The organism is Salinimonas sediminis, from assembly GCF_003429285.1.
Taxonomy (GTDB): domain Bacteria; phylum Pseudomonadota; class Gammaproteobacteria; order Enterobacterales; family Alteromonadaceae; genus Alteromonas; species Alteromonas indica.
The window spans coordinates 2437202-2450989 of record NZ_CP031769.1 but is presented as its reverse complement, the minus strand read 5'-3'; the positions used below and the strand labels follow the sequence as shown (position 1 = coordinate 2450989).

The window sequence follows — 13788 nt, the reverse complement described above, 5'->3', positions numbered from 1 at the left end:
TTTTTATTTAGCAGAAATAATTAGTCTACTTTAACAATCTTCATCGCGTTAGTCGCACCAATTTTTTCCATTTCATCGCCATAGGTCAGTACCAGCGTATCGCCAGCTTGTACCTGGCCCAGCTTCTTAAGCGCATCAATAACATCATGCTTTAGCTGACCGGGTTCACAATCGCCAGAATCAAAGTATACCGGCTTAACGCCACGGAACAACGCCATCATGTTAAGGGTGTCCTGGTGCCGCGACATTGCAATAATAGGCAGGCGGGTGGTCATTCGTGACATCAGCTTTGGCGTATTGCCGCTTTCGGTCAATGCCACAATAGCGCGAATGCTAGGCAAGTGATTAGCAGCATAAACCGCTGATAATGCAATAGTTTCACTGACGGTGGAGAATATATCATCCATCCGGTGCTTAGACAGCTTGATGCTGGAATGCGTTTCAGCCCCTTCACATACGCGCGCCATTGCGGTAACGGTTTCTACTGGGAAGTTACCAGCGGCGGTTTCGGCAGACAGCATCACGGCATCTGTGCCATCAAGTACCGCGTTTGCCACGTCCATGACTTCCGCTCGGGTCGGCATAGGGCTGTCAATCATCGACTCCATCATCTGCGTTGCAGTGATAACAACCTTGTTCAGTTGACGAGAACGGGCAATCAATTTTTTCTGTACGCCAACTAACTCAGCGTCGCCAATCTCTACGCCCAGATCGCCACGTGCTACCATTACCGCATCAGAGGCACAGATAATATCGTCCATAGCTTCATCGGTTGCTACGGCTTCAGCGCGTTCGACTTTTGCACATATTTGCGCATGACAGCCCGCTGCAACTGCCAACTCGCGGGCGTAATTTAGATCCGCTCCGCTACGAGGGAAGGATACGGCAAGGTAATCTACCCCGATAGCCGCTGCAGTCTTAATATCTTGCTTGTCTTTATCAGTCAGAGCTTCAGCCGATAAACCACCGCCTTGGCGGTTAATACCTTTGTTATTGGATAGCTTACCGCCCACCGTAACTTTAGTATTTACCTTGCGGCCTGTAACGTCAGTAACTTCAAGCTGGATGCGGCCATCGTCCAGTAACAGGATATCTCCTGCTACGACATCGTCCGGCAATGCTTTATAGTCAATGCCCACGGCATTGATATCGCCGGCGTCGCGATCCATTTCTGCATCCAGCACAAATGGCGCCCCAACGGTAAGCTGTACAGCGCCGTCTTTGAACCGGGCTATGCGAATTTTTGGCCCTTGCAGGTCACCCAGGATGGCTACATACTTGCCCAGGTTTGCGGCTGCTTCACGCACACGCTTTGCACGTTCAATATGGTCTTCTGCTTGCCCATGAGAGAAATTCATACGCACAACATTGGCGCCAGCGGCAATAATTGCCTGAATCATTTCTAAGGAATCTGTCGCGGGGCCCAGAGTGGCAAGGATCTTTGTTCTTCTGCTCATATCAATATGTCACTTATCTGCTTAAGTTCTGATGAAAGGCGAATTGTGATCTTAACCTAAAGCGCAAGCAGTGTCCTGTCTTGCGTAATCACTTTCCGTAATTTTATTACAAAATAATAGACGAATCTTGCAGTTATGTGAATCTACGGCAGATAAATAAGCCAACTGGGCGTACCAGTTGCCAGTTATCAACTACCAAAAACTGCGGAAGGGGAAGGGCTTACGTGCACCATGAAAGCTAACGATAATGCTATATCGCCGTGGCTTTTGCCTATCTGGCTTCTCCAGGCCACATCTGTAAAAGCTTTGGCGTGGGACGATTTTCCTCGCAGGCGCTTCCTTATGCCTTGCGTACCTGATGTACATCGCTAAAGGGCGCCGGGGCACCGCATGCTGCCATATCCGGGCCCACGCCCCAGGGAGGGTTAATCCCGCTTGTCATATCGAGAGCCGCGCAGGGTATCTTTTACCCGTTTCAGGTTCTCGCGAAACTTATTCCCACGGCGCAAAGTGAAGCCTGTAGCCAGTACATCAACCAAAGTCAGCTGGGCGATTCTAGACGCCATAGGCATATACATATCAGTATCTTCTGGTACTTCTAACGACAATACATAGCTACACTCTTTAGCCAGAGGGCTGTCTGCAGACGTAATGCCCACTACCGTAGCATCGTTGTGCCGGGCGATTTGGGCAATTTCAACCAGGCTTTTCGTGCGGCCGGTATGAGAAAATAATACAACCACATCACCGTCGGTACAGTTCATGCAACTCATGCGTTGCATCAGGATGTCTTCAAAATACACCACCGGCACATTGAAGCGGAAAAACTTGTTTAAAGCATCATGCGCCACAGAAGCAGACGCCCCTAAACCGAAAAAGGAGATTTTCTGCGCTTGAGTAAGCAGATCGACGACCCGATTTACTAATTGGACATCAATAGACTGGCGCGCTACTTCAAGCGATGCCATGGTAGATTCAAAAATTTTGTTGGTATATTCCTGCGGCCCATCGTTTTCGTCAACATGACGGTTTACATATGGTGTACCATTTGCGAGGCTTTGGGCTAAATGTAATTTAAAATCCGGAAAACCTTTAGTGTCTAACCGCCGGCAAAAGCGGTTAACTGTGGGTTCACTGACATCCGACATTTTTGCCAGGGTGGCAATGCTCGAATGAATAGCAGTCTGTGGATTAGCCAGAATAACATCGGCAACTTTGCGCTCTGATTTGCTGAAAGCAGCCTTGCTCTGGGTGATTTTTTCAAGAATATTCATACGGCTCAAGCACTTAGTTTTATCAGGGGCCCTGTTCTTATGGTCTCTATACTACTGAAAGCATTCGTAGAGACAAGCGAAATGTAATTTTTTGACAACACTGGTTACAAATTGTGTGATCAAAACCTGTTTAAATGCCGAAATAGTAAGCACTGAAAGCAAAGTTGTAATTTTACTACATTTGGTGTTAACTATTGGGCAATACCATCAGGGAAACACTGTTTATTTGCCTTAATAAAGGGTTTCCCTACTACTTATTAAGAAGGTCGACAATATGGTAATGGATAATTCATTCGAACCCTGTGATTTTGTGCTGTTTGGCACAATGGGTGATCTTTCACGGCGCAAATTGCTGCCCTCGCTATACCAGCTTGAGAAAGCTGAGCTTATCCATCCGGAGACGACAATTATAGGTGTCGCCCGTCAGGACATGACCAAAGAAGAGTATATTGCTGAGGTCAAATCGAATATTGAAAAGTTCAGCGAAAAACAAGTATGCGGCGATACCTGGGAGCGCCTTAGCCAGCGTCTGGATTACATTCAGGTAGACATGAAAGAGTTGGAAAGCTACAAGCAATTGGATGCGGTAGTGGATCCTGAGCGTGTCATGGTATGTTACCTGGCCACCCCTCCTGCTATTTATGGGGATATCTGCCGAGGCCTGCACAGCTGTAATATCATTGATAGCAGTGTCCGGGTGGTCCTGGAAAAACCGATCGGGCATGACCTGGACTCTTCCAAGGTTATCAATAATCAGGTTTCTGAATACTTCAACGAATCCCAAATCTATCGCATAGACCACTATCTTGGTAAAGAAACAGTACTGAACCTGATAGCGCTGCGCTTTGCCAATTCTATATTTGCTACAAACTGGGACCACAACTGTATAGATCATGTACAGATTAGTGTTGCTGAGTCTGTTGGTATCGAAGGGCGCTGGGGCTATTTTGACGATGCCGGCCAAATGCGCGATATGGTGCAAAACCACCTGCTGCAAATTCTGAGTCTGGTGGCCATGGAGCCGCCGGCAACGTTAGATGCAGACAGCATTCGTGATGAAAAACTCAAAGTGCTTAAAGCACTGCGTCCGATTAACGCATCCAATGTAAATGATACCACCGTACGTGGACAGTACACGGCAGGGTTTGTAAAAGGGCAGGAAGTGCCTGGGTATCTTGAAGAAGAAGATGCCAACACCCGCAGCAAAACAGAAACCTTTGTATCTATCAAAGCAGAAATAGACAACTGGCGTTGGGCCGGGGTGCCATTTTATTTGCGCACCGGTAAGCGTATGCCCACCAAAGTGTCAGAGGTGGTGATTTATTTCAAACGTCAGCCGCATAACCTGTTTGGTGACAGTTTTAATAGTTTACCGCCAAATAAGTTGGTGATCCGGTTACAGCCTGATGAAGGTGTGGAAATTACTGTAATGAATAAAGTGCCCGGGCTTACCAGTTCAGGTTCTATGGATTTACAGAAATCAAAACTGAATCTGAGTTTTTCTGAAGCGTTCTCGGAAGAACGAATCCCTGACGCTTACGAAAAGCTGTTGTTAGAGGTCATGCTGGGTAACCAGGCGTTATTTGTACGTCGCGACGAGGTTGAGCAAGCATGGAACTGGGTTGACTCTATTCTGGAAGCCTGGAAGCACTCTGCAGAGCCGCCAGAACCTTACCAGGCGGGTACCTGGGGCCCGGTTGCCTCAATTGGTCTGCTGGCACGGGAAAACCGTAGCTGGTATGAAAGCAAAATGACGAAGAAGAAATAATATGGCACTGACACAGCAACACTTTGATAGCGCTGATGCGCTAACCGAACAATTTGCCACCACGTTAACCCGCCTTCTTAAAGAAGGTATTGATAAACGTGGCCGCGCCAGTCTGGTGGTTAGCGGTGGACGTACCCCGCTAGCCCTGTTTAAAACTCTGAGCGAAACTGAACTGGAATGGTCTAAAGTAGATATAACCCTGGCCGATGAGCGCTGGGTTGATGAGTCTGATGAGGCCAGCAATACACGTTTAGTTAAGCAAAACCTGATTCAAAATAAAGCCAGTGAAGCAAATTTTGTATCCCTTAAGACTGATCACAACGATGCAGCTGACGGGATAGCCGAAGCCGAGTCTCGTTTGTCGAGTCTGACCCAACCGTTCGATGCACTTATTCTGGGCATGGGCGAAGACGGCCATACGGCGTCGTTATTCCCTTGCTCTGCGCAAGTTGAAGATGGCTTAAACATGTCCAGCGGCAAAATTTGTATTGCCGTGCAGCCAACCACAGCGCCACATCAGCGAATTTCGTTAACGCTGCCTGCGCTACTGAATAGCCGTAATATTTTTATCCACCTGACCGGCGATGCGAAAAAGCGTGTACTGGAAGAGGCGATAGCCAACGATACTGAGCTGGATAAGCCTGTTACTGCCGTGGTCAACCGGGCCCCTGTTACCTTGATGTGGGCACCATAGGAGTTACTGATGAACAATCAAATCGCTGAAATCACCCAGCGTATTATCGAGCGTAGTAAAACGACTCGTAAAGCGTATCTGGATAAAATTGACCATGCCAGACGCCAGGGCCCGCATCGTGGGGTACTGTCTTGTGGTAACCTGGCCCACGGCTTTGCTGCCTGTGGTACCGAAGATAAGTCTGACTTGCGGAGTATGACCAAAGCAAATATTGCTATTGTGTCGGCTTATAACGATATGTTATCGGCGCACCAACCGTACGAAACCTATCCGGCAATTATCCGCGATGCGGTGAAGCAGGTGGGTAGCGTAGCGCAGTTTGCAGGTGGCGTGCCCGCCATGTGTGATGGCGTAACCCAGGGTAACCCGGGCATGGACTTAAGCCTGATGAGTCGTGATGTTATCGCGCAGTCAGCTGCCGTATCGTTATCGCATAATATGTTTGATGCGGCCGTCATGCTGGGGATTTGTGACAAAATCGTCCCAGGCCTGCTTATGGGCTCGCTGGCATTTGGTCATTTACCTACCGTATTTATTCCGGCCGGTCCTATGCCGTCTGGTTTGCCGAACAAAGAAAAAGCCCGGGTTCGTCAGGAATTTGCTGAAGGTAAAGTAGGGCGTGATGCCTTGCTTGAAGCGGAATCGCAATCATACCACTCGGCGGGGACCTGTACCTTTTACGGTACCGCGAACTCGAACCAGCTGGTGGTGGAAACGATGGGTCTGCATTTACCGGGCTCCTCATTTGTTAACCCCGGCACACCGCTACGGGATGCTCTGACCAAAGCGGCCGCAGTACAGGCAACACGCCTGACTGACCTGACTGAAAACTACATGCCAATAGGGCATATAGTGGACGAAAAAGCCATTGTAAATGGTTTAGTTGCGCTGCTTGCTACCGGCGGTTCAACCAACCATACCATGCATTTAATTGCTGTGGCGCGCTCAGCAGGTATATTGCTGAACTGGAATGACTTTTCAGAAATCTCTAACGCCACGCCGTTGCTAACCCGGATCTACCCTAACGGGTCTGCAGATATCAACCACTTTACTGCTGCTGGCGGCATGGCACTGCTGTTTAGACAGTTGTTGGACGCAGGCTTATTACATAACGATGTAAACACTATTTGTGGTCATGGTCTGGAGCGCTATACACAAGAGCCGCGCTTAGAAGATGGCGAGTTGGTGTGGCGCGATGGCGCGACCAAGTCCCATGATAAGGATGTGGTAGCAACTGTAGATGAACCGTTCAAACCAGACGGCGGGCTAAGCGTACTTGATGGCAATTTAGGCCGGGCGGTCATCAAAACGTCTGCACTGGGTACTCCCCATTGTCATATCAAAGCGCCTGCCGTGGTGTTTGAAGACCAGTTTGACTTGGACGATGCGTTTAAAAATGGCGACTTGAACAAAGACTGTATCGTGGTGGTTCGCTTCCAGGGGCCTTCGGCTATCGGTATGCCAGAACTACACCGGTTAACGCCGCCACTGGGCGTATTGCAGGACCGTGGCTATAAAGTGGCACTGGTTACTGATGGCCGGATGTCTGGTGCATCAGGTAAAGTCCCGGCTGCTATCCATGTCACCCCGGAAGCCTTTAATGGCGGCCTGCTGGCTAAAGTACAAAACGGCGATATGGTTGAACTGAATACACAAACAGGTGCATTGACCTTATGTGTAGAACAAAGTGAACTGGATGCCCGGGAGCCAGCGAAAGCCAATTTGGATAGCCATCACCAAGGTATGGGGCGTGAGCTGTTCGGCGGTATGCGTTCTGTACTTACGGGTGCAGAAGAAGGTGCCTGCTCACTATTTTACACTCAGGAGCAGGCCCTATGAGTGACAAGTTTGTTGCCGATGTCGGCGGCACCAATATCCGTTTAGCCCGGGTTACTGATACCGGCGTAACGGATATTAAAAAGTACATTTGTCGCGATTTTGCCAGTATCGATCTTGCGATCCAAACGTACTTTGACGAGCATACTCAGTTTACCTTTACGCAAGGGTGTATAGCGATTGCCTGCCCGGTATTGGGTGACCACGTAGAGATGACCAACCATAGCTGGGCATTTTCACAGCGTGCCTTGAAACAACAATTGCGTTTGGCCGACTTGTTCGTCATTAACGATTTTACAGCGGTAGCCCATTCGCTGCCTACATTGTCTAGCCAACAGGTGATACAGGTAGGCGAAGGAGAAGCTAAGCCACAGGGTAATATCGCTGTATTCGGTCCGGGTACCGGGTTAGGGGTGGAGCATATCACCATGACCTCGTCTGGCTGGCAAACGCTAGATGGCGAGGGTGGCCACACCGATTTCGCACCGGTTGATGAAACCGACGTGATCATCTGGCGCTATTTGCAAAATCAACACGGGCGAGCATCAGCAGAAGAAGTGATGTCTGGCCGGGGGATTGTAAATATTTATCGTGCGCTGGCGAATGCGAAAGGTATTGCCGCCACGCTGGACGATCCTGCCCAAGTGACCACTCAGGCACTGGAAGGCTCATGCGATATCTGTGAAGCCGCACTTACCCAGTTTTGTCGAATCATGGGCAGCTTTGCCGGGAATCTGGCGCTGAATATGGCCACCACCGGTGGCGTTTTCATTGGCGGTGGTATCGCCACACGGTTCGCTGACTTTATAAAAGACAGCGACTTTAGAGCGCGGTTTGAAGCGAAGGGACAGATGAAACATTACGTTAAAAATATCCCTACCTACTTAATCGCGGAACCTGATCATGGCCTGCTAGGCGCTTCGGCGTATCTACAACAACATATTGCGAGTTAATTATGTCAACAAATTGGAACTTGTCTCCAGCGGAAGTGTTTGCCGCGGGCCCCGTTGTACCGGTATTGGTAATCAACGATGTGGAAAAAGCCGTTCCTCTGGCTAAAGCATTGATGGCCGGTGGGATCAAAGTACTGGAAGTAACCCTAAGAACCCCGGTAGCTCTGGACGTTATTAAGCGTATTGCAGAGGAAGTACCTGATGCGCTGATTGGTGCAGGTACGGTAACCAACGCACAACAGCTTAAGGAAGTTATTGATGCCGGTGCTAAATTTGCTATCAGCCCGGGAATGACAGCTGATTTGCTGAAGGCCGGTCAGGAATGTCCGATTCCGTTGATACCGGGTATCTCTTCTACCTCTGATCTGATGAAAGGTAAAGATGCCGGTTATACCCATATGAAATTTTTCCCTGCTGAAGCATCAGGTGGGGTTAAAGCCATTAAGTCTATCAGTGGTCCTTTCCCAGGTGTGACATTCTGCCCGACAGGGGGCATCAGCCTGACAAATTATAAAGACTATCTGGCACTTAAAAATGTGGCATGCGTGGGTGGCTCGTGGGTGGCGCCTGATGACGCAATCGAAAGCGGTGACTGGGATCAGATTACTGCATTAGCGAAAGAAGCTGTGGAAGGGGCAAAGGGCTTGATTTAAGTCCTGCCGCAGTAATTCCGAGCTTTAATAGAGTTAAAAAAACCGCAGTTAAGCTGCGGTTTTTTTTGTTATTTTCGGCTGTTTGATGGCGCGTTGGTATCTCGTATCAGCTACCTTCTTAAGCCCGGTGTTCTATGCCTCTAACGCTTTATGCTTTTGGCAGTGACGATAAAAGAAAGAGACGTTTGCCGCCAGCTCCCGGTAACTTTTGTCTATCCCTGACACCGCGAGTTCAAACAAGTAGCTGCTCTTTACCGCTTAACTGCGCTATACCTAACCGCTATACCTAACCGCTACACCTAACCGCTTAACTGCGCTATACCTAACCGCTACACCTAACCGCTATACCTAAACGCTATACCTATCCGCCAAACGCAGCTACGTGCTCCGGTAGGCTATGCTGCAAGAGCAACATTCACGCGCCCCGTGAATATACCATTCCAACTACCTGGTACCGGCAAGGCCTTACGCTGTTAAGCTCTATAGGGGTACCACCGTCTGCGTTAGTATGTGTTGACCACCAGGGGCAACCTGGATATCACCGGTGCAGGCAGTTTCCACACAAAGCATATGTTTGTAACCGAATGCATCCATATCAGCAATCGAAGCGGCCCCTTGCCACGGGTTCCAGACCACCAGCGAATCATGGCCTTGGGAATCGACGCGGGTAACGGCTACGCTTCGCTCATTAATCGCCACCTGCGCTGCAGCGGTCATATGAATGCGATCTGTTTCGCCGGTAACGGTGTAATGCGCTGGCGTTTGCTTCACTGCCCAGTTGTCAGTCTTGTCTTTGTAGTCGCCACTGATACCGGTTAATTCAACATGGTTGATATCATCGACCTGAAAATACGTATGCAAAGCGGTATTGAAACTAAAAGCCACCAGCCCCGTATTTTGCGTAATCAATTCAACCTGTAATGACTGCCCAACGGTTACCTTTAGCGTTACCTGGCAGTCATATTCGAAACCATCAGCCCGGGTAAACGAAGGCGCAAGATAGATTGTTGTTCCTGCCGCGTTATCTTCGCTGGCCTTTAATTGCCAAACCTGAGAGCGCAAAAAACCATGGGAGGGCAGTGCGCCTTTCTCACGTCCGTGATCATCACTGAACCAAGGCCAGCAAACCGGTATGCCCCCGCGTATCGGTTTGTCGCCATTTAACACCGCGTGCGGGCTCAGCCACAGGCGTTCTTTATTATCGGATTTGGGGATAAATGACAATATATGCCCCCCAAACAAGCTAATGCGTGCGGTAGCCAGAGAGTTATCGATATCCAGAAAAGTAATACCGGATGACTCACTAACCTCAATACTTTTGGCGATGCTCATTGTGTGTTCCCATATCCTTCGCGAATCTGCGTTAATCCGACATACTATAATGCTTATGGCACAAAAAAGGTGCGGGTTTAATCGCACCTTTTCGCTATTATATTGCAAACTGGCAGGTGAAACCTGCGTGACTTGCCAGCTTATTACTTACTGATATGAGCAACCAGATCAAGAACCTTGTTTGAATAGCCCCATTCGTTGTCATACCAAGATACAACTTTAACGAATTTATCAGTCAGTGCGATACCAGCGCCAGCGTCAAATACTGACGTGCGGGCGTCGCCCAGAAAGTCATTGGAAACCACTGGATCTTCAGTGTAGCCCAAAATACCTTTCAGCTCGCCTTCAGACGCTTCTTTCATCGCCTGACAAATATCGTCATAAGAGGCTGCTTTAGCCAGGTTAACCGTAAGGTCTACTACAGACACGTTAGGAGTAGGGACCCGAAATGCCATACCGGTAAGTTTACCGTTAAGCTCAGGTATAACTTTACCTACAGCTTTTGCTGCACCCGTGGAAGATGGGATAATGTTCTGACTAGCACCACGACCGCCACGCCAGTCTTTAGCAGACGGACCATCAACGGTTTTCTGAGTAGCAGTAGTAGCATGTACGGTGGTCATCAAACCATCAACAATACCAAACTTATCGTTCAGTACCTTAGCTACCGGGGCTAAACAGTTCGTGGTGCAAGATGCGTTAGATACGATAGTCTGGCCATCGTAAGCACTGTCGTTTACGCCCATTACAAACATGGGGGTATCATCTTTAGACGGTGCTGACATCACTACTTTTTTCGCGCCTGCATCAATATGCTTCTGCGCTGTTTCTTTGGTCAGGAACAGACCAGTTGACTCTACCACTACATCAACGTCAACCTCATTCCAGGCAAGTGCGGCTGGATCTTTTTCATTAGTGACGCGGATGCTTTTACCGTTTACGATAAGGTTATTGTTATCGACGGCAATCTCACCGTCAAAAATACCGTGGGTAGAATCGTATTTAAGCAGGTAAGCGATGTAATCCGGGTCCATTAGATCGTTGATAGCTACAACTTCAATGTCGTCGCGAAGCGTGGCTGCGCGCATTACGAGGCGGCCGATACGGCCAAAGCCGTTGATACCGATGCGTACTGTCATGACGTACCTCTACTTTAGTATAGTTAGGTGAAAAAAAATTACGTAAAGTATGGATCAAAATGGCATACTTAGCAAAAGAAAAAGCGAAAATGTTGCTTAATTACAAAATAAATTCTATGCAATCGTATTCACTTTCAACACGTACACGCTTTCAACATAATGTTAACGTATGTAGGTTAAGCGACCTTTTCGCTTTTTCATAAGTCTATGCACTAAAAGCAGCCAGATACAGGATACGATACAATGACCAATCAAGTTTTGCAGACGCTGGTAGAAATGCGTGGCATCGAATCAAATTACGTCGATGCCTGGGGTAAACCAGCCACTATCGCTGACAGCAGTAAAGCCAAATTACTTAACGCTCTTGGCTATGACACCAGCGATGAATCTGCGGTGTATGAACAACTTAACCAGGAAACATTGTCGTACTGGCAATCGCCGTTAAATCCGGTGCAGGTTTCCCGGGTATCCGACAAATTACAATTTTCAGTCAGACTCCCCATCGAACTGGTCAATGATGCCTATACGTTTGTTGTGACCACAGAAAACGGCACAGAGTTCACCCAAACCTTTATTCCGGTAGATGCCCAACTTATTGATGCTGCGCAAATCGAAGATGTGGAGTATCAGGAATACGTTATTGACTGCGAGCATGACATAGAACCCGGCTACCATACCCTGGCGTTAACTGTTGAAGGGGATGATGAAGCGTTAACCACTATGCGTCTTATTATGGCGCAGGACGCGTGTTATATGCCTGACTCTGTCGCCGCCGGTCGTAAGGTGTGGGGCCTGAGCGTACAACTTTATTGTGTACGCAGTCAGCAAAACTGGGGTATTGGTGATTTTTCCGATCTTAGCCGGCTGGTTACAGATGCGGCGCAAACCGGCGCGCAATTTATTGGCCTGAACCCTATTCATGCATTGTACCCGGCTAACCCCGATGCCTGTAGCCCCTATGGACCTTCTTCACGCCGCTGGCTTAACTTTTTGTACCTTGATGTGACGGCCCTTGAAGGCTACCACGATGCCTCTGTGCAACAGATTGTTAATGATCCGGAATTTAAAGCACAGTTGCAGGCGGCGCGCGATGCGCAGCATGTTGATTATAATGCGGTCGCCCAGCTTAAGCTGGCCGTGTTGGGGGCTATTTTTGATGTTTATGAAAAGCAATATTTAAAGGCCACTTCACAACCGCGCAAAGCATTTGAGCAATTCGTTAAAGAGGGTGGGGAAAGCCTCGACATGCTGGCGGTGTACGATGTCATGCAAGAGCACCTGAAGGAAGCAGGGCAGCCCTCATGGGGTTGGCCGGTATTCCCCGAAAGATTTAAAGAATACCACAAGCCAGACGTGGCAAAATTTGCCAAAAAACACGCTCGCCGTGTGACGTTTTATCAATTTTTACAGTGGCAGGCAGCCCGTCAGCTGGAGCAGGCAAATCAGGCAGCACAGGATGCCGGTATGACGATAGGTTTGTATCGCGACCTGGCGGTAGGCGTAAGCGAGGGCAGTGCCGAGATTTGGGGTAATAAAGATCTGTATTGCGTGAAAGCCAGTGTGGGTGCACCGCCTGATGTATTAGGACCGCTAGGCCAGAATTGGGGTCTTCCGCCAATGGATCCTAAACGTCTTTATGAGCAGGCTTATCAGCCCATAATTGACCTGTTCTCATCTAACATGGCTTCGGCAGGGGCACTGCGGATAGACCATGTTATGGCACTGTTGCGCTTGTGGTGGGTGCCAAAAGGCGATCACGCCCGCGATGGCGGTTATGTTTATTATCCGGTAGATGACCTGCTCGGGATCCTGGCGCTGGAAAGTCATCGTAATAAGAACCTGGTGATTGGTGAAGATTTAGGCACGGTTCCTGAGGAGATTCGCGGCAAATTAGCTGACAACGGTATTTATTCCTATCGGGTATTTTTCTTTGAACAAGCTGAAGATGGCGGGTTTTTCTCACCAGGCCACTATCCAGAACAGTCAATGTCCACCTTAACTACGCATGATATGCCCACGTTAATCGGTTACTGGCATTGTCTTGATTTAGAGCTGGGTAAAACATTAGGCCTGTATCCCACTCAAGAGATTTTAGACACCTTGTATCAAAGCCGGCATGAAGATAAACAGGCTATCCTAAACTCCCTGCACGGCCACCATAGCATTAGCGATGAAGTAGGCCACGACGTTAATCATACGGCAATGAGCCAAGCCCTGAACTTTGGCTTACAAACCCATATGGCCACCGGGTCAAGTGCGCTGTTAAGCCTGCAACTTGAAGACTGGTTGCAAATGGATAAGCCGGTGAATATCCCTGGCACATTTGATGAATACCCTAACTGGCGACGCAAGCTAACCCGTAATCTTGAAGACATCTTTGCTGACGAAAATTTACGGAATTTAGCCTCACGGTTGACCCAGGCACGTATAGAAGCCAGTACTGATAAATAGTAAATAGCATTTAATCGCCAGGCAAGACGCTCAGCCTGGCGTGCGCGTGCTGCCGCCAGCACGCGAAGATTAGCAACTTAGGGCTATCCAATAGCGGCTTTGGCCTGCCAATTACCGTGTCAGGTGCGGTATCCTTGGTGAAAAGTCGCAATTATAACGTTGCCTGGCGGCATTGTATTAGCGCCCTTACTATCGCTATGTTCTGCAAGCTGAGAGGTTTAAAAGAAATAG

Annotated in this window: 10 protein-coding genes; 6 read left to right on the top strand and 4 right to left on the bottom strand. The window is 48.7% G+C overall.

Annotation, left to right across the window (positions count from 1 at the left end; genetic code table 11):
• Window positions 1-20 precede the first annotated feature (20 nt).
• Window positions 21-1457: a pyruvate kinase gene (gene pyk / locus D0Y50_RS10995; RefSeq protein ID WP_117316975.1), complete on the bottom strand. Its 1437-nt coding sequence runs from the start codon at window positions 1455-1457 to the stop codon at window positions 21-23.
• A gap of 425 nt (window positions 1458-1882) precedes the next feature.
• Window positions 1883-2731, bottom strand: a complete 849-nt coding sequence (locus D0Y50_RS10990; RefSeq protein WP_108567235.1) for a MurR/RpiR family transcriptional regulator — start codon at window positions 2729-2731, stop codon at window positions 1883-1885.
• A gap of 274 nt (window positions 2732-3005) precedes the next feature.
• Here D0Y50_RS10990 and zwf point away from each other — a divergent pair, with 274 nt between their 5' ends.
• The 5 genes from zwf to D0Y50_RS10965 are packed head-to-tail and all read left to right on the top strand — an operon-like array spanning window position 3006 to window position 8635.
• Window positions 3006-4499: a glucose-6-phosphate dehydrogenase gene (gene zwf / locus D0Y50_RS10985; RefSeq protein WP_108567236.1), complete on the top strand. Its 1494-nt coding sequence runs from the start codon at window positions 3006-3008 to the stop codon at window positions 4497-4499.
• 1 nt (window position 4500) lies between these two features.
• Window positions 4501-5193, top strand: a complete 693-nt coding sequence (pgl, locus tag D0Y50_RS10980; RefSeq protein WP_108567237.1) for a 6-phosphogluconolactonase — start codon at window positions 4501-4503, stop codon at window positions 5191-5193.
• A 9-nt stretch (window positions 5194-5202) separates the two neighbouring features.
• On the top strand, window positions 5203-7032 hold the full coding sequence (gene edd / locus D0Y50_RS10975; RefSeq protein WP_108567238.1) for a phosphogluconate dehydratase: 1830 nt from the start codon (window positions 5203-5205) through the stop codon (window positions 7030-7032).
• Window positions 7029-7982, top strand: coding sequence for a glucokinase (locus tag D0Y50_RS10970; protein WP_117316973.1), 954 nt, complete (start codon window positions 7029-7031; stop codon window positions 7980-7982). The genes edd and D0Y50_RS10970 overlap by 4 nt, the downstream gene beginning before the upstream one ends.
• 2 nt (window positions 7983-7984) lie before the next feature.
• Window positions 7985-8635, top strand: coding sequence for a bifunctional 4-hydroxy-2-oxoglutarate aldolase/2-dehydro-3-deoxy-phosphogluconate aldolase (locus D0Y50_RS10965; protein ID WP_108567240.1), 651 nt, complete (start codon window positions 7985-7987; stop codon window positions 8633-8635).
• A 480-nt stretch (window positions 8636-9115) separates the two neighbouring features.
• On the opposite strand, the gene D0Y50_RS10960 is transcribed toward D0Y50_RS10965, so the two are convergent.
• Together D0Y50_RS10960 and gap are read right to left on the bottom strand one after the other, a co-directional pair.
• Window positions 9116-9967, bottom strand: a complete 852-nt coding sequence (locus D0Y50_RS10960; RefSeq protein ID WP_108567241.1) for a D-hexose-6-phosphate mutarotase — start codon at window positions 9965-9967, stop codon at window positions 9116-9118.
• Between the two features lie 143 nt (window positions 9968-10110).
• A complete protein-coding gene (gene gap, locus D0Y50_RS10955) occupies window positions 10111-11106 on the bottom strand; it encodes a type I glyceraldehyde-3-phosphate dehydrogenase (RefSeq protein ID WP_108567242.1) in 996 nt (331 codons plus the stop codon).
• A gap of 243 nt (window positions 11107-11349) precedes the next feature.
• On the opposite strand from gap, the gene malQ reads away from it, so the two are divergent.
• Window positions 11350-13557, top strand: coding sequence for a 4-alpha-glucanotransferase (gene malQ, locus D0Y50_RS10950; protein ID WP_117316972.1), 2208 nt, complete (start codon window positions 11350-11352; stop codon window positions 13555-13557).
• Window positions 13558-13788 lie beyond the last annotated feature (231 nt).